The 25031-nt window shown below is 34.1% G+C and carries 21 protein-coding genes, 1 tRNA gene and 2 pseudogenes; 3 read left to right on the forward strand and 21 right to left on the reverse strand.

Translation table 11 applies throughout. From position 1 onward, the window contains the following. Positions 1 to 358: 358 nt before the first annotated feature. The 7 genes and pseudogenes from cas2e to casA form a co-directional block, all read right to left on the reverse strand. Positions 359 to 608 (reverse strand): annotated as a pseudogene (cas2e, locus tag ACGH49_RS00455) (type I-E CRISPR-associated endoribonuclease Cas2e). 4 nt (positions 609 to 612) lie between these two features. Then, positions 613 to 1123, reverse strand: a pseudogene (locus ACGH49_RS00460) (hypothetical protein). 11 nt (positions 1124 to 1134) lie between these two features. After that, positions 1135 to 1806, reverse strand: a complete 672-nt coding sequence (gene cas6e, locus ACGH49_RS00465) for a type I-E CRISPR-associated protein Cas6/Cse3/CasE (RefSeq protein ID WP_065608673.1) — start codon at positions 1804 to 1806, stop codon at positions 1135 to 1137. Next, positions 1807 to 2550, reverse strand: a complete 744-nt coding sequence (gene cas5e, locus ACGH49_RS00470) for a type I-E CRISPR-associated protein Cas5/CasD (protein WP_411587819.1) — start codon at positions 2548 to 2550, stop codon at positions 1807 to 1809. A 12-nt stretch (positions 2551 to 2562) separates the two neighbouring features. Further along, positions 2563 to 3627, reverse strand: a complete 1065-nt coding sequence (gene cas7e / locus ACGH49_RS00475; RefSeq protein ID WP_411587821.1) for a type I-E CRISPR-associated protein Cas7/Cse4/CasC — start codon at positions 3625 to 3627, stop codon at positions 2563 to 2565. A gap of 20 nt (positions 3628 to 3647) precedes the next feature. Beyond that, a complete protein-coding gene (gene casB / locus ACGH49_RS00480; protein WP_411587822.1) occupies positions 3648 to 4235 on the reverse strand; it encodes a type I-E CRISPR-associated protein Cse2/CasB in 588 nt (195 codons plus the stop codon). A 26-nt stretch (positions 4236 to 4261) separates the two neighbouring features. Next, the gene (casA, locus tag ACGH49_RS00485; RefSeq protein WP_411587824.1) at positions 4262 to 5830 is read right to left on the reverse strand and encodes a type I-E CRISPR-associated protein Cse1/CasA; all 1569 of its coding nucleotides are present in this window, start codon (positions 5828 to 5830) and stop codon (positions 4262 to 4264) included. A 386-nt stretch (positions 5831 to 6216) separates the two neighbouring features. On the opposite strand from casA, the gene ACGH49_RS00490 reads away from it, so the two are divergent. Then, positions 6217 to 6612, forward strand: coding sequence for a hypothetical protein (locus tag ACGH49_RS00490; RefSeq protein WP_065608678.1), 396 nt, complete (start codon positions 6217 to 6219; stop codon positions 6610 to 6612). 14 nt (positions 6613 to 6626) lie between these two features. Beyond that, positions 6627 to 6983, forward strand: coding sequence for a fumarate reductase subunit FrdD (frdD, locus tag ACGH49_RS00495; protein WP_065608679.1), 357 nt, complete (start codon positions 6627 to 6629; stop codon positions 6981 to 6983). 82 nt (positions 6984 to 7065) lie between these two features. Here the strand turns inward: frdD and ACGH49_RS00500 are convergent, their stop codons facing one another. The 6 genes from ACGH49_RS00500 to ACGH49_RS00525 all read right to left on the reverse strand — a co-directional run bounded on the left by ACGH49_RS00500 (position 7066) and on the right by ACGH49_RS00525 (position 15307). Continuing rightward, complete coding sequence (locus tag ACGH49_RS00500) at positions 7066 to 7932, reverse strand: hypothetical protein (RefSeq protein ID WP_141674066.1); 867 nt, start codon at positions 7930 to 7932, stop codon at positions 7066 to 7068. A gap of 83 nt (positions 7933 to 8015) precedes the next feature. Then, entirely contained in the window at positions 8016 to 9761 is a 1746-nt protein-coding gene (yejF, locus tag ACGH49_RS00505) for a microcin C ABC transporter ATP-binding protein YejF (RefSeq protein ID WP_411587827.1), read from the reverse strand. Further along, complete coding sequence (locus ACGH49_RS00510) at positions 9758 to 10789, reverse strand: ABC transporter permease (RefSeq protein ID WP_411587829.1); 1032 nt, start codon at positions 10787 to 10789, stop codon at positions 9758 to 9760. Before ACGH49_RS00510 ends, yejF begins: the two co-directional genes overlap by 4 nt. Beyond that, the gene (locus tag ACGH49_RS00515; RefSeq protein ID WP_065574467.1) at positions 10789 to 11877 is read right to left on the reverse strand and encodes a microcin C ABC transporter permease YejB; all 1089 of its coding nucleotides are present in this window, start codon (positions 11875 to 11877) and stop codon (positions 10789 to 10791) included. Before ACGH49_RS00515 ends, ACGH49_RS00510 begins: the two co-directional genes overlap by 1 nt. A 1-nt stretch (position 11878) precedes the next feature. Then, entirely contained in the window at positions 11879 to 13768 is a 1890-nt protein-coding gene (locus ACGH49_RS00520) for an extracellular solute-binding protein (RefSeq protein WP_411587831.1), read from the reverse strand. Positions 13769 to 15231: 1463 nt separating this feature from the next. Continuing rightward, positions 15232 to 15307: transfer RNA gene (locus ACGH49_RS00525), tRNA-Asn, on the reverse strand. A 148-nt stretch (positions 15308 to 15455) separates the two neighbouring features. On the opposite strand from ACGH49_RS00525, the gene ACGH49_RS00530 reads away from it, so the two are divergent. Beyond that, positions 15456 to 16031, forward strand: coding sequence for a TIGR00730 family Rossman fold protein (locus tag ACGH49_RS00530; RefSeq protein WP_411587833.1), 576 nt, complete (start codon positions 15456 to 15458; stop codon positions 16029 to 16031). A 63-nt stretch (positions 16032 to 16094) separates the two neighbouring features. Here ACGH49_RS00530 and fruA read toward each other — a convergent pair whose 3' ends face one another. The 8 genes from fruA to ACGH49_RS00570 form a co-directional block, all read right to left on the reverse strand. Next, the gene (fruA, locus tag ACGH49_RS00535; RefSeq protein ID WP_411587835.1) at positions 16095 to 17789 is read right to left on the reverse strand and encodes a PTS fructose transporter subunit IIBC; all 1695 of its coding nucleotides are present in this window, start codon (positions 17787 to 17789) and stop codon (positions 16095 to 16097) included. A gap of 8 nt (positions 17790 to 17797) precedes the next feature. Beyond that, positions 17798 to 18733, reverse strand: a complete 936-nt coding sequence (gene fruK / locus ACGH49_RS00540; RefSeq protein ID WP_411587837.1) for a 1-phosphofructokinase — start codon at positions 18731 to 18733, stop codon at positions 17798 to 17800. After that, positions 18733 to 19938 carry a fused PTS fructose transporter subunit IIA/HPr protein gene (gene fruB, locus ACGH49_RS00545; protein WP_411587838.1) on the reverse strand — a complete coding sequence of 402 codons (1206 nt, stop codon included), beginning with the start codon at positions 19936 to 19938 and terminating at the stop codon, positions 18733 to 18735. Before fruB ends, fruK begins: the two co-directional genes overlap by 1 nt. Positions 19939 to 20152: 214 nt before the next feature. Beyond that, a complete protein-coding gene (gene cra, locus ACGH49_RS00550; RefSeq protein WP_411587840.1) occupies positions 20153 to 21157 on the reverse strand; it encodes a catabolite repressor/activator in 1005 nt (334 codons plus the stop codon). 134 nt (positions 21158 to 21291) lie between these two features. Beyond that, positions 21292 to 22047 carry an ABC transporter ATP-binding protein gene (locus ACGH49_RS00555; RefSeq protein WP_411587842.1) on the reverse strand — a complete coding sequence of 252 codons (756 nt, stop codon included), beginning with the start codon at positions 22045 to 22047 and terminating at the stop codon, positions 21292 to 21294. Then, positions 22044 to 23015: an iron chelate uptake ABC transporter family permease subunit gene (locus ACGH49_RS00560; protein ID WP_034946741.1), complete on the reverse strand. Its 972-nt coding sequence runs from the start codon at positions 23013 to 23015 to the stop codon at positions 22044 to 22046. The genes ACGH49_RS00555 and ACGH49_RS00560 overlap by 4 nt, the downstream gene beginning before the upstream one ends. Further along, positions 23005 to 23961 carry an ABC transporter permease gene (locus tag ACGH49_RS00565; RefSeq protein ID WP_411587961.1) on the reverse strand — a complete coding sequence of 319 codons (957 nt, stop codon included), beginning with the start codon at positions 23959 to 23961 and terminating at the stop codon, positions 23005 to 23007. The genes ACGH49_RS00560 and ACGH49_RS00565 overlap by 11 nt, the downstream gene beginning before the upstream one ends. A gap of 11 nt (positions 23962 to 23972) precedes the next feature. After that, the gene (locus ACGH49_RS00570; protein WP_411587843.1) at positions 23973 to 24926 is read right to left on the reverse strand and encodes a siderophore ABC transporter substrate-binding protein; all 954 of its coding nucleotides are present in this window, start codon (positions 24924 to 24926) and stop codon (positions 23973 to 23975) included. Between the last annotated feature and the right edge of the window lie 105 nt (positions 24927 to 25031).

Below are 25031 nucleotides of genomic sequence, written 5' to 3' on the forward strand. Positions count from 1 at the left end.
CCCCTGTGGGGACAGAGAACATATCGTTCTGAGATAAGAGTTATATTTCTTATTCGGTTTATCCCTGTGAGTACAGGGAATACCAACACATAGATTATGATAAAGTGAAAGATAACGGTTTATCCCTGTGAGTACAGGGAATACATCTTTTTCCTTTTGTTCCAAGTGCAATTTTTCGGTTTATCCCTGTGGGTACAGGGAATACTTGTTTAAATTTAAATAAATTAGCTTTGTAGGCGGTTTATCCCTGTGGGCACAGGGAATACTAAATGTAGATAATTGTTTTATTTACATTTATATTTTTTGTCAAATTCTACCAGATTTTTTATTTTTTTAAAGAAAATTAATTTATTGATTTTTAAAAGATAAAAAAGGCCAATCTTAATCTATCTAGATCTACCAGAACTCTTCTGTTTCGCCATAGGTTTGGAAGTCAAATTCTGATTCGGTATTAGTCGCTCAAGCAAGAATAATATTAACGTATTTAATTAATTCAATTAGTTGCTGCCATATCATTTCTCTAATCGGTCTTGATATATCTTCGATGTAAACTCCCGCGCTAATTTCTAATAACCAAATAGCTAAACGCCCCTTAGTCTAGGTGGTATATTCTCAGCAACAACACATACTCATTAGAGGATCGGCAAGTGATTTAAACTCTGGGATTGCTGGAGGCAAAATGTCATCAGGTGGTAATGGTGGTTCTATAAGGCATGCAATACGTACTTCACAATCAGGATCTGGGATTTATTAGCTGCTATTTCAAAAGCTTTGGGATCGTAATTTCTCCCATACCATTTAACATGATAACGTTTAGCTAGTAATGTGTAGATTTCACGTAATCGAGAACCTTTTATACTTCGGAGTTGATCTACCGAACGCCTGCTTCCCCCACCCAAACAAATAATGTGCCAACTATTGCTGCCAATTGTACAGCAGCATGAGACACTCTTGTTCCCAGTTCTTGCATCATACAGGCAATAGAGTTGACGAGTATATGAGTTCTCACACCGTTTTTATCAAAAAATACAATACACCATCTAAAACATCAATTTGTCCATATTGTAAAATATCATTAATATTCTATTTTTAAGGGAATAGGTTTAATTGGAATATACGCCATTTTAGTTTCCCCTATTGATAACGTTTGATCAAAAATAATCCACAACCAAATCCTTTACTTTTACCAATTCCTTGATGAAGTGTATCTAAAAATAGGTGAGGATCAGTAACTGTTAAAATCCCTTTAAAATCAACACTAGTATAAGTAATTGGATTCAAATTTTTTCGCTTATTAAATTGATGTTGATAAAACCCTAAAATATTACAGCTTAGTTGCTGTTCAGCATTTTTTATCAGTGAAAACCCTTTTTTCTCGCCTTGTTTAATCAACCAATTTAGTGCAGCTTTATTTTGTAAAACGTTCATTTTTACCGATGATAACCCTTGTTGCTTAGCTAATAGTCTCGCATTTGTCATCACGTCAGATCGTTTACCATTTTTAAAAATAACAGGGTTTGCACGCAGTGAAAAAATTAATTTTATACCACTAGTTAGTTGCGGTGAGTAGGGTTTTGTTTCTACAAAAAATAATGGATGAGTGGTCACTGGCTCTACTTGAGATAATAAATAATATTGCCTGCTTTTTTTTGTTTGTTCTTCACGAAACAAAAAAGTTCGTTTTTCTTGATTCGGAAAAAGTTGCCACAGCCATTGATGAATCGCATATTGACCAGCATACAGCATCTTTTGTTGCATTACATAAGGGAGCACATCCAGTTTCAAGGTAACTCGAGAAAAATACATCTATTCGCTCCTTCTTAAATATCCTGAATATTGTAGGCGAGGTTTAAAATGCCAATGATTACGGTTTATTGGTTGATCTTGTCGACACTGAATTTTAATCACTTCAAAATCGGCATATTGATCTTTATGTTCCCAATAATATTCATCAGCAACGCTATTTAATAAATTATTAATGACAGGATCATGTTGATGATATTGTTGATAATGGTTATCAGCAAAAATAAAAGCATCACAAAGTTTCCCTTTATAAACAACAGGTGATAAAGTTAATGCCAATGGTGAGTTTTTTCTACCTATATATAATGGGAAAACAGGTGTTAATAATGCCTGCCGTATTTGTTCAACACAATACGGTGCACCTGCGGTCTCTGTCATCACAATTTGATAATAAATATCGTTATAATACTCACGCTGTGAAAGTAAAGTTTCTAACTCATTGGGACTGCGACAAATTTCATCAAAACGAGTATATAATGATGCTTTTTTATTAGTTTTGGGGACTTGAACAGTTTGGTAATCACTAAACCAACTGCTCTTTGCTCTAAATATACGTATAGCAAATTGATAATGCTGATTAAAAATATTAAGTTTTTTGTCTTTGCGCCGAATTCCAAGCGCTGCAGCCACTAATCCTAGTAACGCTGAGCGAGAAGGAATAGCATTGCTGTGGCGAACCTCGCCAACTGCGGGTTCACCCCATGATGTTAGTGGCGCATAAATTTGAAAAATAAGATGTTTTATCATCTTGATTACTCCTTATTTTTGCGCAACAAAATCTAATGCAGCTGTTAAGTCTCCTTCTCCCTTTTCGGTATTGAGCACATAACGAGTGTCGGCACATTGACCATAGACTTTATCAAATTTATCGAGTTGTTGTTCTAAACGTTCAATAGCATCATTCAACATATTTTCGCTACGGATTGGATTAAAATAAGCAACGGCTAGAGAACGAGGTTGCTGAGCGCCTTTTTCAATTAATAAATAGGAGGTATAAGCTCGTGATGCAAAGCTATTTTGCATGCCAGTTGGTGCAACTTTTGCTGACGCTTCGGTCAAAGCCTTCAATGTTTTTTCAACCAATACTTCATCGCCATTTAGGTTTTCAAGTAATAAATCACGGCTAATGCAAATGTAGGTATAAAACAGTGCAGAGGCAAAACCTCGTTCACCTAAATGCGCTGAGCCTGCATCTTTTTCCTTATTATTTAAATCATCCACCGCTGTAAAAAAGTCATCCTCAATTGTAACGCTGCTAACTCCCAAAGCATGAGATACTTGGCAAGCGGCTTCAATATTATATGCTGGGCTATCGGCTAACATTCGTCCAAATAAAGCAATATCAATGCTGCTATTTTCTTTACGGAGTAATTTAACTTCAGCATCTGTTGGTTCACGTTTTTCATTAATTAATATTTCCACTAACTGCAAAATGGCCTGCTTTTCATTGCTACTAATGTGCACCAACTGCTCAATATCCAAATTATCCAGAGGATCTTTCGGGAATTTTTCATTTTTTACTTTACCAAATTGTGCTGCAATTTTAATTGCACTCGCTTTAGCAATTTTATCAGAAACGCCTTGCTGAACCATTGGTTCATAAATCCATAGTCTTGCAAATTGACGAGTGCGTGTTCCTATATTGTTACTTAAGGATTGATAAAAACAATCAGAGTTTCGCCATGCCCTTTTTAAACTTTGTGAAGAGATACGTAAACGATCACTATTACCCATTTTCGCTGTTTTTGGTCGACCAAGATCATCACGATTTAAATTAGAAGGAGGATAAGCAGTTAACAAGTGCAATTGAATAAATGTTGTCATTGTTGTTATTCCTTAGAGGTTTATTTAGTCGAATAGTAATCCATTGCCCAACGAACAGATTGGCGTTCAAATGGATTGATATCTAGAGATAAATTTTGTAGTCGATTATACCCCTCTTGTACCCACAAAAAGATTCCATCAGCAAGTGAAAAGAGGTTTACACCATTTTCACCACGTAATTTGACCGCACGAATCAGTCGATGGCAAAACTCTTCTGGTGTTTTACTACTTTGTAATTGTTCAAAACGTAATGGAGATATAATTTTATGTTCTCCACCTTTTGCTTTTTCACTTAATTGTGCAGCAAAGGAGGTTTGTTCATTATTAGCATTAGCAAAAACAGCAACCGAAACAAATATTGCCAATGCTTGTTGATAAAAAGGGGATTGAGTTAATCTGTGAATATCATTAAATAGTGCATTGGCTAAACAATAATACCCTTCTTGTAACATGACCCCAAAAGGTAATGTAGCTCGACGTAGTTCAGCGCGTAATTTTCTCCCGCTATAAGTGTTACCATTAAAACTATATGACCTTTGTTGCAACATTGAAAACCATTCATTTACACATTTTCTATGGCTTTCATTTAAAATAACCGTTTTTTTCATAACATTGCCTGACATATTATTCCCTCTTATCCACAAACAAGGTATTCGGTATTTTTTATACTTTTTATATATTTAAGTTTATTAAAGTCTCTGAGCAGTTTTTCCCTAGCATTGATTTTTTTAGATACAATCATCTTATCATTAAGATTAACATGGGATACAACCATCTTATCATCTGGGTTAGCAAAAGCGGCTTTATCATAGATTTGTGTAATATATTCTAGTAAAGTATTTGCCCAATTTGATAATAAATGGAATCGGCCATCTGGATTATCTTTTTGCTCAATAAGTTGTTTTACAAACTGGTAAAATGCCAATTCAGTTTCTTTCCAATAAGCGGTATCTAGTGCACTTGATTGTTTATTGATTGTTGCCATGGCTTTACGTAGTATTTGTATGGTATTTTTACTTAATTTTAATGCGAGTGATATGAATTTTCCTACGTCGCTATTAGGATCGGTTAAAGCGGGATATACAGGGAAGTTATGTTCATACCAGCAACGAGCCTTCATATTGTCAAAATCAAAACCAAAGCACCATAAGCGATATTTTTCGTCATTTTTTAACCTACGAGCTTCATTGATGATGACAACTTTTGCTGCTTCAATATTATCATGTTTTGTTATCATACCTAACCAATCGCGATAAACTAAACCACCTGGTTGACCTTTAATAGCTAATGGCACACCAATTTTACTATCGATTCGGTATGGTGTTAAAGGGTGTCGCCAATGTTGATATTGAATACCGTAATTTTTAGTTTGGTATTGCGTAATTAATTGTGACGAGGCTTCTCCACACAGATCACATTCACCTTGTTTAGTCTGTTCAAAATCAAGTTCTATTCTTCGAGGCATCCCCCAAAAAGCTTGACAATAATTGGCTTGCTCAGGAAATAAACTAAAATTCTTTGGTGGTTCACTGGTTTTAGTTGTATTGAGCCAAGGAAAGATAGACTCATCAAACTGACGTGGTTTATCATCTTCATCCAATGGTATTACATTTAGCCATAATTTTTTCCATAATGGTGTTGGTTTATTCAGCTCAGGCATAAGTAAAGTCGTTATTGGTCCACCACCACGTAAACTTACTCGATGTCCTTGACCGCCTGATGGCGCATTAGTTTGTAAGGTAAATAGTGCTATTGCTGCACAATGAGGACAAATTGCATTGACAAAATCACGTTTAATAAAATGATCTGTATTCTTCTTTAACGCATTTTCACCAGGCGCTTCCACTAATAACCCAGATATGGAAACTTTAGTACCATCTAATTTAGAGAAATCTTGCATAAAAGCTGGTTTAGTTGCCCCAAATTGCATGGCAGGTTTAGCTTGGGCAAATGCTTCATCTAAATCAGATTGCAAAATGCCATCATGCCAACAGTCAAACCACTCATCATCGTCTTCTGGAGAGAAGGTTGTTTGCAACAACCCGATAAGAAATTGGTAAGCAGCACCTTGAAAATCAGGTCTAAAATAGGCGAAATCAAAAATAGTTTCATCAACAATTCGGCTAGGTTTAATTTTACTAACATGCCCATCAAAATGAATAACTGGAATCCATTTTTCATTCAAAAGCGATAAAGAGAACAAACTATACTCCTTATTATGATTTTAATATAAGCAGAAAGTTAGTTTTTCCGTTTATACGTTTGGCTTAAATTATTTTTTGTCAAATTTTAAACAAAATAATTATATTAGTTAAACAAAACTTTATACTTTTGGCTAGAATTTATTGTAAAAAATGAGATCTGCATTTAATTTTTTACTAGATGTAAAAAAACAGATCTTCCAAGTATGCTATATTTAATGTTTAATAGTTGATTTCGATACACTGATACCAAGTATTGCGTGAACAAAAGCATGTATTATCTATCGCCCAGAAATTAGCGACATAGGGCTGATTAACACTTATAATAACCAAGCAAAAAACTCCAAACTATTACTAAAATAAAACATAATGCAACCTAGAGAGATTTATGAATCAACAAAATACCAATAATTGCCTTGATACGACTCAAACCGATGTAAAGCGTCCTTTTATAATTTCAATTATGCATAAATTAGTTCCTTTTTCGATGATTTGGGTAAGTTTAGTTTTAATGTATGGCGTAATATGTATGTACACTAATGCTGTTGGACAAGATGAGTTTTACCGTTTTATCTTTTTTTTGCGTAGTCCTTTTGTAGTAGTACTTAATTGTATTGCATTATTTATTAGTGTTTACCATTCAATGGTTTGGTTTAATTTAATACCTAAAGGTTTACCTTGCACAATATTTAATAAAAAATCTAACACATTATTATTGATTGCGGGACTGTGGATGGTGATGCTAACTGTTTCGATTTCTTTATTTTTATTTGTATTGAAGTGAGTGGTATTGAATTAATGAAAAATCAACAAATTCAAATTAAAAATACTGATGGAAAAGTTATAAAAGGGTTATTTGCTTTAGGTAGTACATGGGCTGCAATTTTTTTACCTGCTGTACTTGTAATTTTAACATTTATCATTCCTTTTGGCGATGTGGTAACGCGTTCTTATATTCTTAAAATAGCCAATAAAGAAATCGGAAAAGTCTTTTTATTTTTGATGATTTCATTACCTATCTGGTGTGGATTACAACAAATTTTAACTATTTTACACGAGCGTAAAATTCACCCCAAACGTGAAAAATTACTGACGTTTGGATTAGCATTAGCATGGACATTACATGCTATTTATATATTGTTTATTCGAATGTAAGGGATGTCTTTTCAGTTATAAGGGCAATGGTAAGATTACACAAAATGTTATCAGCCAAATCACGTTTTGTGTAATCTAGAGGCTAATAATAAGTAAGTTCGCGGGTAATAGTTGTCTGTTTACCACCTTGATTATTTTTAACTTTAATTGCTGTTAGCCAATCGTTTTTTTCATTAAAAGTTAAAAATTTAGTTACATAATGAGCCGCCTCTTTGCCTGATGATAAATAATAAGAAGTTTCAATGGTTATTAATCGATGATGATCATTATCATATTGATACAAAAAATCACTCTCATTTTTCATATTATTGCTAAATTGGAACAATACTTTGGCTAACTGTTGTTCTTGATACCTAAACGTATAAATTGAAGCACCTTTTTGGTCTCTACCAGTGTAGTTGCCGTTCTCATCAGTTTCTTTAAGTTGCCATTGTACATTTTTATTGATAAGACAATTATTACTGTCGTACATATAATTATCCGTTTCAAAAAAAACAAAATCGACAGCTTTTTTAGTTTGCTGTGATGCGACAATTTTGCCTTGTTCATCGGTATTAAATTGGATAATGCTATTGGTTTTATCTTCTACATCTTCAATGATATTTTCCCAACCAGATTTATTTTTCTGTAGGTATTCCGAATAAACTCGGGTATTTTTATCCGAATAAAGATCATAATGGCTTTGTGTGATAAGTCCATTAGAAGCATATTCTAGTTTGTGTTTAGCTGTAGAACCATTAGCATCAGTTCCCAATTTGGTAATTGAAGTTCGAATCTCTTGTTTGATATCTTTTACTGGTGAATCAATATAATCAAAGATTTGAAAGATATAGTTATTTGCCGCAACTATATTCTGAGTAGGATTATCACTACAGTTTATTGCCATAGCATCTATTGAAATTATTGATAAACAAGTAGTTAATAAAAAAGGTAGTATTCTTTTTTGCATAATAAACCTGATAAATAAATTGGTATATTGATTTATTAATAATGGTTTATAATAAACCATTATTAAATTATTGCTTTGCATATTTATTTTTTACGCATTAACAGGGCATCTTCCCAATTGACCTCCCTTTCTTTTTTCTTATCTCGCCGTAGTTCTTGTTGTGATTCATCTTTATGAGTGAATTTCTCTGGTTTTTCCATTTTATCTATATGTATCATAGTTCTACTCATTTTTCGCGGTGGTTTATCTAAAAATGAAAGTAACGTCTTGGTATATTCATGTTCAGGGGAATGGAAGATCTTTTCACGCGAGCCTTGTTCAATAATATTACCATCTTGCATAACAATAACTTGGTGACACATTGTATAAACCAAAGATAAATCATGGCTAATAAACAAATAACTAAGCTGATGCTTTTCTTGCAATGACTTAAGTAAATTAATAATTTGTTTTTGAATGGTGTGATCTAACGATGACGTAGGTTCATCTAAAATCAATAATTCTGGCTGTAAAATTAAAGCTCTAGCAATAGCTATTCGTTGACGTTGCCCTCCCGAAAACTCGTTAGGATAACGATAACGCATACTTGGATCAAGACCGACTTCGAGCATGATATTAGTAACCTCTTGGTCTCGTCGAGCTTTACCGAATTTTTTGTGTGTCATTAACCCTTCACTAATAATTTGCTCAACATTAAGACGAGGGTTCAATGATGAAAATGAATCTTGGAACACTACTTGAATACGACTTCTAAATGGTAACAGTTTTTTGCCAGTTAGTTTTTGTATAAGATGACTATCAAATACAATATCGCCCTGTGATTCAATTAAGCGCAAAATAGCTAGTGCAGTAGTAGTTTTACCCGATCCTGATTCACCAACAATTCCTACAGTTTCACCTTGATGCAACGTAAAACCAATATTATTGATAATTTTCTTTTTTGCACTACTAAATAAACGTTTTCTGGCAATAACTTTAACACTAAGATAATTAACATTAAGCAATATCCCAGAAGTATCAGGCAAAGGTACTGGATCACCACTAGGTTCTGAATTTAATAGTGTTTGAGTATATTCAGATTCTGGACGTAAAAAAATACGCTGCTTACTATTGTATTCAACAATTTGTCCTTGTTGCATAACTGCTACTTTATCGGCTAGTTTTTTGACAATGCCAAGATTATGCGAAATAAATAGCATGCTCATATTCAGTTCTTTTTTTAACTCTCTTAATAACTGAATAATTTGTGCCTGTACTGACACATCTAAAGAAGTGGTTGGCTCATCTGCTATCAATAATTTAGGATGAGTTAAAATTGCCATAGCAATCATTACTCGCTGCCTTTCGCCCCCTGATAGTTGATGAGGATAAGCTGATAATTTATTTTTTGATTCTTTAATGCCTACACGATCAAGATATAGTAAAATGTCTCCACGAGCCTGGTTACGCCTTATTCCTCGATGTAACGCCAGCACTTCATAAAGTTGCTTTTCAACTGTATGTAGAGGATTTAATGACACCATCGGTTCTTGGAAGATCATGCTAATTTCATTGCCACGAACTTTACAAAGTTCTTTATCTGGCGCATGTAATAATGATTTTCCTTCAAACAAAATATCGCCAGTTGGGTATACCACTTGTTCTTTACGTAGTAGCCGTAAAATTGATAATGCAGTAATGCTTTTCCCTGAGCCTGACTCCCCCACTAACGCAAGTGTTTCTTGCTCATTAATATCAAAACTAACATTACTTACTACTTGCGATAATAAATGCGTACCGCGTTTAAATGCAACACTTAAATCCTGAACGGATAATAAAGGAGAACTCATTGATACACTCCTTTGTTTGGATTGAATGCATCTCTTACCGCTTCACCAATAAAAATAAGCAGTGACAGTAAAGTTGCAATAACTAAAAATGAACTGATGCCAAGCCAAGGAGCTTGTAGATTGTTTTTACCTTGTAGTAATAATCGTCCTAGTGATGGCGAATCAATTGGTAAACCAAAACCTAAAAAATCTAGCGCTGTTAGTGTTGTTATCGAACCACAAAGTATAAAAGGTAGAAAGGTTAATGTTGATACCATGGCATTAGGCAAGATATGACGAAACATAATTTTAGTGTCACTAACTCCCATTGCTTTAGCTGCACGAATATAATCAAAATTGCGAGTACGCAAAAATTCAGTACGCACTACACCTACTAAAGCCATCCAACCAAATAATACGGTAATACCTAATAACCACCAAAAATTAAGCGGTAAAATACTAGCTAATAGAATAATAACAAATAGCTCTGGTAACCCACTCCATATTTCTATGAGACGTTGACCGATTAGATCAATTTTACCTCCATAATAGCCTTGTATTGCCCCAAAAATGATACCAATAATTGAAGTGAAAATCGTCAAGAAAATCGCAAAAAACATAGATATGCGAAAACCATATAAAATATTGGCTAATACATCGAAACCTGCATCAGTGGTGCCTAACCAATGTGATGCCGAAGGCGGCGTTGGAAACGTGTTTGATGTATCATAAATTAATGTATTGTAGCTATAACGAAAAGGTGCCCATAAAATCCAGCCATTAGCTTCTATTTTATTTTGTACAGCAGGATCAAGAAAGTTAGTTTGCGTGGCTAATTGTCCACCAAATTCCGTTTCTGGATAAAAATGAAAAATCGGCGAATAGTAATTATCCTGATATTTAACAAAAATTGGTCTGTCGTTAACAATAAAATCAGCAAATAGGCTAATCAAAAAACAGATCATAAATAACCAAAGTGAATAATAACCACGACGATTTTGTTTAAATCGTTGCCAACGCTGTTGATTAATAGAGTAATGGGTGGTCATTAGTTGCGAGCCTCAAAGTCAATACGTGGGTCAATCATCATATAAGATAAATCAGATAATAATTTAGTAATAAGGCTGATTAATGTAAAGATATACAATGAACCAAAAATCACCGGGTAATCACGTTGTATAATTGCCTCATATCCCAATAGCCCAAGTCCATTAAGCGAAAAGATAATTTCAATCAATAATGAACCTGTAAATAAAATACCAACAAAAGCCGCAGGAAAACCCGATACAATCAGTAATGTTGCATTGCGAAAAACATGTTTATATAAAATTTTTCTTTCACTTAACCCTTTAGCACGTGCGGTTATTACATATTGTTTGCGGATTTCATCTAAAAATGAATTTTTAGTTAGCATGGTGAGTGATGCAAAACCGCCAATGACCATTGCGATAGTAGGTAAACAGATGTGCCATGCGTAGTCTTTTATTTTGCCCCAAAAATCGAGTTGATCAAAATGGTTTGATATTAGCCCACGTAGAGGAAAAATATCCCAATAACTACCACCAGCAAATAATACAATAAATAAAACTGCCAATAAAAAAGCAGGTATTGCATAGCCAATAATAATTAATGTACTTGACCAAAAATCAAATGCAGAACCATCTTTCACTGCTTTGCGAATGCCTAACGGGATTGAAATGAGATAAACAATCAAAGTACTCCATAATCCCAATGAAATTGAAACAGGTAAACTTTTGGCAATTAAACCCAGTACCGATTCACTTTTAAAGAAACTATTACCAAAATCAAATAATATATATTTCTTTAGTGTTTCGATATAACGTTCAAATATCGGTTTATCAAAGCCGTACTGCTTTTCTATCATTGCGACAACTTGGGGATCAAGACCACGTGAACCTCGATAATTTGATTCATTTTTATACTGCTGCACTGACGCAGATGAGCTACCGCTCCCTGGCAATAGCCCTTGCCCTGCTTGCGGTCCGTTTTCAATCATAGCAAGCGCCTGATCAACGGGTCCACCTGGCGCAACTTGTACAATAAAAAAGTTGATAGTTAAAATCACAAACAATGTTGGAATAATCAGCAACAGTCGACGAATAAGGTAATTGATCATATTAATGTTCCCGATTTTTAGGTAGGCTAGCTGCTTTGTTTGCATCATACCACCAACTATCAACACCGATTGCATAAGTAGGTTGTATAGCTGGTTGCCCAAATTTATTCCAGTATGCATAATATGTTTTACTGTTATACCACATTGGAATCATTGGATATTCTTGCGTTAAAATCCGATCAAGCGCTCGTCCTAGCGGGACTAACTCTTCTTGATTATCCACATGTTTGGTGATTTCAGCAATAATGGCATCAATAGCCTTATTATGCAAACCCGAAGCATTCCATGATGAGTTAAGATACTCGCTGCCCCAAAGCACTAGCAAATTAGAGCTTGGGTAATTTACGGCATAATAATCACGTGCAACCATATCATAATCACGTTCACGAACACGTCGTAATTGTTGTGCTGAATCTAGCAAGGTAATATTCATGGTGATCCCTAAACGTGCTAAATTTTGTTGAAAGGGAATGGCATATTTAATATCACTACCAAGGTAACTGATCAGTTCAAATTCAAATGGTTGCTGTGTTTTAGTGTTAATCAGCTTACCGTCTTTAACTTCCCAGCCAGCTTGTTTTAGTAATTCTGCTGCCTTTAATAAATTATTACGATTAAAACCCTGACCATCACTTTTGGGCACATAATAGGCATTACCGAAAGCACGCTTTGGAATAATATCTTTATAAGCATTAAGCCATTTTAATTCTTGCTCTCTAGGTATGCCAGTTGCTGCATAAATGGTATTTTCAAAAAAGCTATAAGGTCTTTTGTAACTGTCATAATAAAAGGCATGATTTAGCCATTCAAAATCAAATGCCAAGGTAATGGCTTCACGAACTTTAATATCTTTAAATAGATCTTTTTGTAAATTAAACGCAAGCCATCTAGTGTCGGTAGCTGTTTGAACTGGTTTTTCTTGTTTAATAATATGGTTAGAATCAAAATATCTACCTTGATATTGAGTAAACCAGTTTTTAGGTTGATCTTCAGCACGCAAATCATATTCGCCTGCTTTAAAGGCTTCTAGCGAAACGTTATCATCCATATAATAATCAATACGTTTTTCGTCAAAATTATCTAAGCCTTTATTAATAGGTAAATTACGTGCCCAATAATTCGGATTACGTCGATAAACAACATATTGCCCTAATTTATATTCGCTAATGTAGTATGGACCACTACCAACTGGTGGTGTAGTTAATGGTTCAGAAAGATCATGATCTTTCCAAAAATGTTTCGGCATAACTCGCATACTACCAACGAATGAAAGGAGTTTTTCCCGATCGGAATCGGGAATATCAACACGCACATGGTGATCATCTATTGCCTTAACTGTAATGCCTTTATTATAAACACGATACAGAGGCACACCTTCGGTCATAAATTTGTGAAAGGTAAACTCAACATCATGGGCAGTTATTGGTTTCTCATCTTGAAAACGAGCGTTGGAATTAATAGTAACCTCAGCCCAACGATAACTATCAGAAAAAGTTATTGATGTCGCAATAAGTGGATAAAAACTGGTAATATCATCAGCCGTATTGGTAAAAAGCGTGTCATATAACGCCCCCGAATTTCGCTCTGGTGCTCCACGGCTAGCATAGCGATTCAAATTATCAAAAGAGCCAACTTCTGCCAATTTAATTACGCCACCTTTCGGTGCATTAGGATTTACATAATCAACATGTTGAAAGTCAACATGATACTTTGGTTGACCTGAAAGTGAAAAGATGGTTTTGTGGTAAATTACCTCACGTTTTTTAGTAGGAATAACGATATCAATTTGTTGTTCTTCATTGGCTAAAGCCGGTACAGAACAAATGGCTATACCACCTAAGCAACTCAAGATGGATAATGTTTTTACATATTGTTTAATTTGGCTAATCATCCTAATTCCGTTCCTGCTTTACTTAATAATAGCATATTTATGTTATTTTTTTATTAACATATCCAAAAATCGTTTAAGACGATAACATTTACTTCAATTATTTATCTATTTTGCCAAACTTCAACGAAATGAGCAAAACTTAAATTAGTAAAGTTTATATAAAATGATAATGTTAGCAAGAATATTACCTCTTTATATTAAACCAATTGCATATAAAATAAATCTACATATATTTTCAATATAAAAAAATAATTAATATGCTTTTGAAGCAAGCTTACCTTGTGTAAAGTGTCTATTTCCAAAAAGAATAAAATTTAATGAGCGAATCGTTTTATTAATATTGGGGTGAAATATCGCCAAAAATTTAATAGTGATAATTATCACCGACTGGCTTATCATAATTTAGACGCAACTGCTTGTGGATACCAAATTGTTAAACACAACTATTTTCAATTCAGCTGAGCTATTTATGCAAATCGTTTTTACTCCACAAGACAGTGAAAAGGCAGCGCTCTGATTTGCCTATTTTTTGGATTGCCATGATATAGGTAAATTTGTCAATGGGTTCCAACAGTTGCTTAAGCACGATAACCTGCAACTTGTTGCAGCAGATCCAGCTAAAAGATATATCTCCAGAAATGATTCACTTGATTATTGGTTATAGCGTAACTCGTTAATACAAAAATCAGAAATTTAACTTAATCAATACAATCGAAAAATAGAAAATTTTTACGATATTTGGTTATTAATTATTAATTATTAATTATTACAGGATATCTGGCAAACCACTAGAATTAGATGTAAAGGGTAATTCATCATTTAATGAGCAAGATAAACAAAAAGCATTAGATTAAAACAATTAATCAACTGTTTATTTATGAAAATAAGTTAGAACATTATCTTCCTATTTTTTGATAAAATATTTTATAAAAAATTACAATAAATAAGTTGGGTAATTGCCGGTTTAACCATTATCAGCAAATGGTTAGGCTCTAACGAAATGTTTTTTACTTTTTCCCGAGTGATGCCACTTTCTGAATATTGGCAACATCATCCATTGCCCCTTTTATTGATATTAAAAATCTATTTCCATTTATTAAAAAAGCGATACCACTGCAACAGTAAACGTTGTAAGGCAAATAACCTCTTTGCTTTTGAGTATTTTATAGAAATTAACGATCACGTACTTATTTTATTTAAGTTTTTATGTTGCTATTTAAGTGTTTATCTTAATTTACTGCCTTATTGTTTAATAAAAAAGTTTAGGCTATATATCCTTTGGAAACGATACAACAATAGTTCACAAGATAAGACAATTAGTTTATTAGTAAATAATAAAAAATAGATAAAAAAACGGTAGGAAAATACAGTTTGAAGTGTATTTATTGTAACAACAAAATGAATAAGTAGATATTTGGGATATAAAAATACCTGCCGTAAGCAGGTTTTATATATTCTTAAATTGGCTCCTCCAACAGGACTTGAACCTGTGACATACGGATTAACAGTCCGCCGTTCTACCGACTGAACTATGGAGGAACACTTAACGAGATGAATATTAACTATCTATAACACCAATGTCAATCTCTAAAACAGCAAATAGAATTAACTGCTCAGCTTGTAATCAAATTAATCTGTAGATATGCTAAGATAATTAAATATATTATTAATAGGCAAAATAGCATTTATGAAAAAAAATATTTGTATTTTTTGTGGAGCAAGCGAAGGAAGCCAATTAGAATATCGTACACAAGCAGAACAATTAGGCAAAACTTTAGCAGAACAAAATCGACGGCTAATTTATGGTGGTGGTAATAAAGGTTTAATGGGAATTATTGCTAATACAGTACTTGCGCACGGCGGTGAGGTGATTGGTATTATTCCTGAACGTTTAGTCAAAGCCGAAACAGCACACCACAGTATCACTCGTTTAGAAGTAGTAGATAATATGCATCAACGCAAAGCAAGACTTTCGGAATTAGCTGATGGTTTTATTGCAATGCCAGGAGGAACTGGAACTTTAGAAGAACTTTTTGAAGTTTGGACAGCAATGCAAATAGGTTATCATGAAAAGCCCGTTGCATTATTTAATGTGTTAGAATTTTGGCAACCGATGCTTAATTTTTTGCAACATGCAGTTAATGAAGGTTTTGTTCGAGATAGTTTTTATAAAACATTAATTGTTTCGGAAGATCATCAAACTATACTACAACAAATGGATCATTTTATCCCTAAAGATTTACAGCGCTGGGTAAAAAAATAGCTTAAATGTCATATTATATAAAAACGCCATCACTTGATGGCGCTTTTATTTATATGTTTAAAATTACGCAGCAGTTACAGCTTCTGACTCTGGTTGTTTAATAAATGCATATGCTACACCAGCAATAACGGCACCAACAACAATAGACAATAAGTAACCAACTACTGGTTTAACAACGCCCGGAATTGCTAAAGCAAATAAACCACCATGCGGCGTCATTAATGTTGAACCGAAGGCTAACGCCATACCACCAGTAATAGCACCACCAACAATACAACATGGGATAACACGTAATGGATCGCGCGCAGCAAATGGAATTGCTCCTTCTGAAATAAAGCATAAGCCTAATACCAATGAAGCCTTACCACTTTCTTGTTCAGTTTTAGCAAATTTTTTGCGCGCAATCAATGTTGCAATCCCCATTGCTAAAGGTGGAACCATGCCCCCAGCCATAACCGCTGCCATTGGAGCATAAACCTGCGCTGAAATTAAACCTGTACCAAATGCATAAGCAACCTTATTTATTGGTCCACCCATATCAGTACACATCATGCCACCTAATATAGCGCCCAATATAACGGCATTGGCTGTACCCATTGAATTTAACCATACTGTTACAACGTTCATTAACCACGCAATAGGCGTACCAACAATAAATTGCATCACAAGACCGGTAATAAGCGTTGCAAATAGTGGTACGATTAATATTGGTTTCAATGCCTCCAGACTTTTTGGTAATGGTAAATATTTAGTAATTAATAGAGCTAAATAACCAGCAAAATAACCAATAATAATTCCACCTAAAAAGCCAGCTCCCGTCGAAACTGCTAGTAAACCACCAACAAGTCCTGGTGCTAGCCCAGGTCTGTCAGCAATAGAATAAGCAATATAACCTGAAAGCAATGGCACCATAAGTGAGAAAGCAAGACCACCAATTTCGGCTAGGTGCGATTCTCCAATTAATTTTTGCACTCCATCAACCATTTCAAAGGAACCAAAAGCGAATGAAAGCGCAATAATCAAACCACCTGCAACAACCATTGGTAACATATAAGATACACCTGTTAGAAGGTGCTGATAAATACCTTTTTTCTCGTTGCTTGATTTAGCTGTTGAAGTATTTGATGACGGTTGATATACAGTTGCTTCTTCAAATACTTTATCAAATTCTTGCGCTGTTTTTTTCAGAGCTGGACCTGTTTTGGTGCGATAAAGTTTTTTACCTGCAAATTTACTCAAATCAACATCAATATCACAAGCCGCAATTACAACATCGGCTGAAGCCACTTCTTCTGGTGTTAATTCATTACCGACACCAACTGAGCCACGTGTTTCAACCTTACACCACCATCCACGTTTTTTGGCTTCCTCTTCAATCGCTTCTGCCGCCATAAAGGTGTGAGCAACACCTGTTGGGCATGCGGTTACCGCAACAATACGTTTTACACTGGTATTATTGCCTGGTGAAGGCATAGCCTCGGCTGTTTGTTGATAAACTCTCGCTTTACTTTGCGCATCAGCTAAAATTTGTTTTGGGTTAGCAAAAATTTGATTTAAATCATCAACAACATAAACCTTTTTACCAACAACTGCTTTATCGTTAATAGTTCCAGAGCCTACAGCAACTATAACATCAGCTAATGTTACATTATTAACTACATTTAGATTTAATACGTTCGCAACTAAAGCTAACTCTGCTTTAGCCAAACGTCCATTTACTGGGCCTGTATTACTACCTTCAATAATATATATATTCATGAATACTCCTATCCAGAAATTATTTCAATTTTTTCTAGCATGTTATTTACAGCTTGGCAATCAGATATACCAACACCAGCTTGCCCAACTGATAAAGCTGCAACACTTGATGCAAAGACTAAAGTATCTTTAATTGAACGATTATTCATTAAGCCATACATCAAACCTGCAACCATTGAATCACCGGCACCAACAGTACTAACTACATGGCATTTTGGTGGTTTTGCAAGCCATGCTTCATTTTTAGTTACCCACAAAGCGCCTTTATTTCCTAGCGAGATCACTACATTTTCAATGCCGTCGTTAACTAACTCCATAGCAGCTGCTTTAACATCTTCTAATGTTGATAATTTGCGACCTACCCACATTTCTAGCTCTTTGTTATTGGGTTTAATTAACCACGGTTTTGCTTTTAATCCTGCAACTAATGCATCTCGGCTACTATCAAATACGATCTTTGGGCAAATCGCTTTAACTTGTTCCATCCACTTAGTAAATTTATCAAGTGATACTCCAGCTGGTAAACTACCGCTGATAGCCACCATATCAATATTTTTTAACCATTCAAGAGAATTTGTAACAAAATGTTGCCAATCTTGCTCGCTAATCGTGAAGCCTGAAAAATTAAGGTCAGTCACTTCACTATTTTCCTCGGTTAATTTAACATTAATGCGAGTACGACCTTCAATTGTTTCAAATTTATCAATCACATTTAATGATTTGAATAATAAGTTAAAACCATCACGATTTTCTTTACCTAAAAAACCGCCAATAGTTAATTGGACATCTAAATCTGACAAAACTTTAGCAACGTTGATACCTTTGCCTGCAGCAAGTAATGCATTGGTTTGGACTAAATTAACATCACCAAGCTCAACTTTGGGGCAAAAACCCAAAAGATCATAAGCTGGGTTTAAGGTTATTGTTGCGACATGATAAGCCATTATTCAGTCCCCTCACCTAAACCATCCTCAATTGCTTTACCAATTGCATCAAGCGCTTGAGCTGCATCTTCACCTACTGCAGTAAATCTTAATCGACTACCTTTTTTAGCGCCTAGCGCAACAATTTTCATTAAACTCGTTGCACTTACCGGCTCACCTTTACCATCTAAATTAGCAACAGTAACCTTACAATTAAACTCTTTAACTAATTTTACTAGTACTGATGATGGCCGTGTATGTAAGCCATTTTCATTTGGAATAATAAATTCACGACTTAATGATTCATTATTCGATTCAGCAACAGTCGACTCATTTGAAGATGTCGATTGGATTTCTGATTTATTAGATTCTATTGTCTCAGAGCCAGCTAGCAGAAGGCTGCTAAGATTATTTGTATTTGCTGATAATAGTAATTGTAATTTTTGGTTAAAAACTAAAGTTGCAATATTATTTACAATATCAGAAATAGAATCATCAACTGCTGATATGGTGATGAGTAATTTAACAGGCTTACCATCTTCATTGATATTACTGATGGTGCGACTAACCGCCATAGCATTTTTTAAATTACCTTGTTTGCTATCATTTAACCAAACACCATCACCTAAATATGTAGGTTTATTGTCTAACACCTCTGCAATAAAGTTTGTATTTACAGCATTTTGCTGTTTTAAACGTGATGCATTTAATGCTTGTAATATAGATAAACTATCAGCAGGAATATCCAATAATAATGCAGATTCACTTACAGTAAATTGGCTATCTTCAGAGATTGTTTTACCTGTTAAAATAGCAATTGCTTCGTCGGCAGACTGAATTTTTTTAATTCGCTCCTCTACCCCTTCAGCTCCAAGTACGTGAGTTAGTTGACGGAGTAATTCTAAATGCTCATCAGAGCTTGCTGCAATACCAATTGCAAGATAAGCCTTTTCACCATCATCCCCCCATTGAACACCATTAGGAAAACAAAATACTTGTACCCCTGTTTTTTTGACTAAATGACGAGTTTTAGTAGTTCCATGGGGAATAGCAAGACCTATACCCAGATATGTGGCTGCTTGTGCTTCTCGTTCTAACATTCCATCGACATAACCATCTTCAACAAATCCTGCATTGGTTAATGCCGTAGCAATTTTTTTTATCGCTTCAGTCTTATTGGTAGCTTGTTCATTTAAATGAATGTTTTCTTTAACTAAATGAAACATATAATAAATACCTCTGGATTAATAATATTGGGTCGACTAAAATGACTTAGAAAAAACAAATCCTTTAATCAATTGAATCGTTTCAGCAATAATGAATAAATAAACATTAATTATCAAATAAATTATGTCTATTAATAAGTAATTTGTGATCTGGATCTTATTTTTTAATTTAAACTGTTTTAGAATTAACATATTTTTTATGCCTATTAATACCTTAACGACTTAAGCTACCTCGATAGATCAATCGTCTTGGAATTATTGTAGTGCCCGATTGGTAATTATTGTTATGCAGGTAGTTTAAAAACAGTTTTATTGTTACATCAGCAACTTCTTTATGATCTTGTGAAAGTGATATAACTTTACATGGTAAAAAATCTAACAATTCATTATCTCCAAAGGTAGCAATAGTTAAACTCTCGGGTAAATGCCCAAATTTTCTTAAAATTGCATCAATGCTTCCTTGTAATAACGAAAAAGAAGTAGTAAATATACCATTAGGCATCTCATGACTTTCTAGCCATTGACTAAAGGCTAAATCAGCATCTCGACGACTATAGTTATTTGCATATAAAAAATCAACTTTATTACAATTATCAAGTTTGATATTTTTAAAACCATCTAAACGAAGTTGACTAACAGATAAGTTTGGTAAGGCTCCTATATAAACCACTGAATCTTGTACAAAGTTATTAAATGCTTGAGCAAGTGATTTAGAATCTTGTTTATCTGCACCTACAATATTTCTAAATTTAGAGATGGATAATATTCGATCAAGTGCAAATAATGGAATCTTTTCGTTTTGCCAGTCATCATAAAAAAAATAATCTTGAGCAAAAACAAACGAAGAAGAAACAATTAAGGCATCTACGCGACGCTGCTGAAGGTGTTTGACACACTCTCTTTCGACTTGTGGATTATCTTCGGAACATGCAATTAGTAATTGATATCCTTCTTTTCTTACCAATTGTTCTAAATAATTAGCTATGCGAGTGTAACTGTTGTTTTCTAAATCAGGAATAATAATGCCTATAGTCCGGGTTTTACCTGCTCTAAGCCCCGCTGCTACCGCATTGGGTTGGTAATTATGTTTTTTCACTACCGACATAACTTTTTCGACTGTTTTATCACTAACGCGGTACTTTTTGGCTTTTCCATTGATCACATAACTGGCCGTCGTCCTTGATACACCAGCTAAAAGTGCTATTTCCTGTAATTTCATTATAATTATCTCAACAAAAATATTGCCAATTATTTAACATGGTTAGAAATAAATAGTAAACAATAATTTTTATTTACTTAATTAAATAATTGTAACTTTTTACTATTAAGATTAATTAATTTCCATTGTATTTGTTAATAGTAAATAGCAATATTTTGATTGTGAATATTTTCAATTTTGACCGGTGTATCAAATATATCTTCTAAAATATTGGCTTTCATAATCTGTTGTGGATTGCCTTGGTATATTAATTCACCATTTTTCATCGCTAAGATGTAATCTGAATATACGGATGCAAAGTTGATATCATGAATAACAATCACAATGGTTTTACCCAGCTCATCGGCTGCACGGCGCAATTGTTTCATCATGGCAACAGCATGTTTCATATCAAGATTATTGAGTGGTTCATCAAGTAATACATATTCAGTATCCTGACATAACACCATAGCAACATAAGCTCGTTGCCGTTGACCACCAGATAATTCATCTAAAAAGCGGTCTTTATATTCAGTAAGATCTAAAAAATCGAGCGCTCGATAAATATGGTTATAATCATCAGCATTTAAACGCCCTTTGGTATAAGGATAACGCCCAAATCCAACTAGTTCAAAAACAGACAATCTACTGGTAAAACGGTTTTCTTGTCTCAATACTGATAAATAAGTGGCAAGTTTATCACTTGGCGTATTAACAACATCCATATTTTGAATTTTAACTTGTCCTTCATCAGCTAATAGAAGACGACTTATAATTGATAATAGCGTCGATTTCCCCGCCCCATTTGGACCAATAATAGCAGTAATTCCACCTTGTGAAATCGTCGCATTGACATTTTTTAATACAGATACTGTTTGATAGTTTTTACTAACATTATCAATTTTTATCACTTTGGAACCTTTTTTAATAATAAGAAGATAAACAAAGAACCACCAATGAATTCAATGACAATGGATAATGCACCAACCATATTTAATACTCGCTCTAAGAACATTTGTCCACCGACCAAAAAAATAACACCTAACAAAAAAGCAGTAGGCAATAAAAAACGATGTTGGCTTGATCCACTAATACTATAAGCTAAATTAGTAATTAAAAGCCCCAAAAAAGTGAATGGACCGACTAATGCCGTTGACACTGACACTAAAACTGAAACTAGCAATAATATAATAGTGACACTTTTTTGATAATCGATACCCAAATTGATTGCATTATCCCGACCCAACGCAAGCACATCAAATTTAAATCGCATTTGCCATAAAAATAGACCAACAATAGCTACTATTACTAACGAAAAGATAATCAATATAGGCTCTGCACGTGTAAATGTAGCAAAAATACGACTTTGAAGCACAGCGAATTCAGACGGGGTCATCAAGCGTTGCAATAGATTAGAAAAACTACGGAATAATGTGCCTAAAATAATTCCTATTAATAATACCAAATGTAAATTTTTCTTGAGTCTAGTAAACAAACCTCGATATAAAAATAAAGAGAATAGAATTAATAAAAGTGATTCGAATACAAATTTACCAATAATACCAATATAAGGAATACCTTGTGAATCAATACAAAAGATTACAACTGTTTGAATAAGTACAAATAGTGATTCAAATCCCATAATAGAAGGTGTTAATATTCGATTGTTGGTAACTGTTTGAAAAAGCAGTGTTGATGTCGCAGCCGAAAAAGCGACTAAAATCATAGTTAGCATTACCCACGTTCGATGCTTCAAAATATAGCTAATATTGCCTTTAAGGTTGAAAGTCATAAAACATATTATGCAAACTAGAGCAATAATTAACAATAAAAGAACTCTTTTTTGACACAAAATATGGCGTTTTTGATTAACTAACATGACGTTTTCGACTCAACAATATTAAAAAAATAATAGCGCCAACTACGCCAAGAATAACACTCACGGGGATCTCAAAAGGATAGCAAATTACACGCCCAATAATATCGCAAATTAAAACTAATCCACTACCAAACAAACAGATCCATGGCATGGTTTTACGAACATTGTCTCCAAATAATAAACTAACAATATTTGGTACAATCAATCCTAAAAATGGTAAAACTCCAACAACTACAACGACAATACCGCCAATTAATGCAATAACAATAAGCCCTGTAAACATAACACGACGATAGTTAAGCCCTACATTAATAGAAAAATCACGCCCCAAGCCAACTACAGTAAACTGATCCGCACACCAACAAGCAAGTAATGTCAAACCACCCACCAACCATAATAATTCGTAACGGCCTTTTAAAATAGCTGAAAAATCACCTGATTCCCAACCACCAAGTGATTGTAATAAATCAAAATACATGGCAAAAAATGTAGTAATAGCGCTAATAACTGCACCTAACATAATGCCAATAAGAGGTACCATTATTGCTGACTTTAAAATAATCTTTCGAGAAATCGCCATAAATATCATTGTGCCAATCATAGCAAATAGGCTAGCAACAACCATTTTAGTCATAACACTAGCGCCAGGAGCTAAAACCATCATAACTAATAAGCCAAGACTAGCCGATTGAGTAGTGCCAACTAAAGAGGGTTCAACAAATCGATTTTGTGTTAATAATTGCATAATCAAACCTGCAACACTCATGGCGCTACCAGCTAACAATAAGGCAACAGTTCGAGGAATACGGCTTACAAAAAAAATCTCACGCATATTGCTATCTGACCATAAATCAAATAGTGTCACATGCCCTGCACCAATAAATAAACTTATTGCAGTCATGATCAATAAAATGAACATGCCTGCAATAAAATAAAATGATTTAATCATGTTTTACATTAATGTGCTGGTTCACTTTGCAAAGCGACACCTATTTGATCCATCAAACGACTATAGGTTTGAATACCACCAGCAATATACATGGAAGAAGAATCTAAATAAACGATATGGTTTTGTTGCCATGCCGCAGTTTTTCGGATCAATTCATTGTCAAGTACTTGTTGTGCAGACTGAGCTTCTTTATTACCAATTGCATTATCTCTATCTAACACAAATATCCACTGCGGATTAACACTCAAAATAAATTCAGAGGTAACGGCATTACCATGACGACCAGCTTCTTGGAAAGTGGTTGCAGGCTGAAAACCAAGTACATCAAACACAAAACCAAAACGAGATTTTGAACCATAAGCCGACATTTTACCGCCATTAACCATAATCACAAGTGCTGTGCCAGCCGTAGTTGTCTTAGTTTTCAATTGTTCGATTTTTTGATTAAAATCGGCAATAAGTTTCTTAGCTTCATTTTGTTTATTGAAGATTGAGCCTAATTGTTCTGTTCTTTGAGTTAAACTACTTAAAAAATTATTTGGGTCAATATCTAAAGAAATCGTCGGAGCAATATCATTCAATTTTTTATAAGCATCAGTAGCACGACCTCCAGCAACAATAACATCTGGTTGAATTGAACTTAAAACTTCATAATTTGGTTCAAATAAAGTGCCCACATTAGTGTAGTCTTTGCGTGCATATTTAGATAAGAAAGTTGGATAATGTACATCTGATTGAGGCAATGCTGTCACAGGAATATTTAATGCGTCCATGATATCAAGTGTTGCAGTATTAAAAACAACAACTTTTTTAGGATTTTCAGGCACATCGGTTTTACCTTGAGCATGTTCAATGGTAAGTGTATTTGCAGAGGTTTGCTGTTCTTTTTTATTGTCACATCCAACCAAAACAAGCAAAACAGCAAGCAAAACTAAAAATTTCACTTTGATATATGAATACATTGTAACTCCTAATTATCAACCAATAAAAAACAAAAAAACGATAATTATAATAATTATCATTTACATTAAGATTGTAACCAAAAAATTTGCTCTATTCAATGCACT

It is taken from the genome of Gilliamella sp. BG7 (genome assembly GCF_046635565.1).
Taxonomy (GTDB): domain Bacteria; phylum Pseudomonadota; class Gammaproteobacteria; order Enterobacterales; family Orbaceae; genus Gilliamella; species Gilliamella apicola_P.